Here is an 866-nt window from a genome sequence, read left to right as displayed (position 1 = left end):
CCCCGGCACCCGGCTCCCCGCCTTCCCTCCGACCGGTGCCCACCGCGGCTTCACCACACCGTTCCGCCACGACTCCGTCCTGGTCGCACACCCCGACCCACTCCGCGCCGCCGCAGCTCACTCCAGATGCCGGAACGCTCGCCGACGGCGTCACGTCACGGGCATCGGACGCCTCCTCACGGGATGACCGAGTCGCGTTCGCTGAGGAGAGCGCCGGCGGCGGGGCTGAGGGGGCTGGGGAAGTCGCTTCCGATGAGGTCGGTTCGCTCCGCGGTTCGGGCGTCGGTCATCTTGTGTCGCCGGCCATTGGGGATGCCCCCAGCGGCCAGGTCGCGTCCGGTAGGGAGGACGTCAGCGGGCCTGGGGGGCCGGCCGTGGAGCTCGTTCCCGGTGGGGGCGGTTCGTTCCGAGGATCGGGCGTCGGTCGCGTCGTGTCGTCGGCTGTTGCCGGCGGCCCAGGCGTGGGTGAGGGGAAGAGCGCCGGGGGTGAGATCGAAGGGCCGACGCCTGAGGGGGATGCGCTGGGCTGGGCGGGGGCGTTGCTCGATGCCGCGCGGGCCGTCGTGGTGCGGGCGGACGAGGAGCACGAGGCCGCCGGCCGGGCGCTGCGTACGGCGCGGCTCCGTTTCGACGAGGCCGCCGCGCTCGCCGAGCGCCGGCGCAGGCACGCCGAGGCGCTGGCCCAGCGCCGCACCCTCGACGAACGCGCCGACGAACGCGCGGACCTCCAGGCCGTACTGGACGACGCCGCCCGCGCCGACCGCGTGCTGCCGCTCATCACCGTGGCCAGGCAGCGCGCAGAGGCCGCCACGAAGGCCCGCACCCTGGCCGCCGACGCCCTGGCCCGCGCCCACCCCCTTCTCACC

The 866-nt window shown here is 75.8% G+C and carries 1 pseudogene; it reads left to right on the top strand.

The window, feature by feature from the left end:
- Positions 1–461: 461 nt before the first annotated feature.
- Positions 462–866 (top strand): annotated as a pseudogene (locus tag C1J01_RS48380) (AAA family ATPase); the annotation flags it as partial.

The sequence above is a fragment of the Nonomuraea aridisoli genome (genome assembly GCF_003236395.1).
Taxonomy (GTDB): domain Bacteria; phylum Actinomycetota; class Actinomycetes; order Streptosporangiales; family Streptosporangiaceae; genus Nonomuraea; species Nonomuraea aridisoli.
Note: the sequence above shows the minus strand (reverse complement) of the source record. Positions and strands in the feature narration are given on the sequence as shown.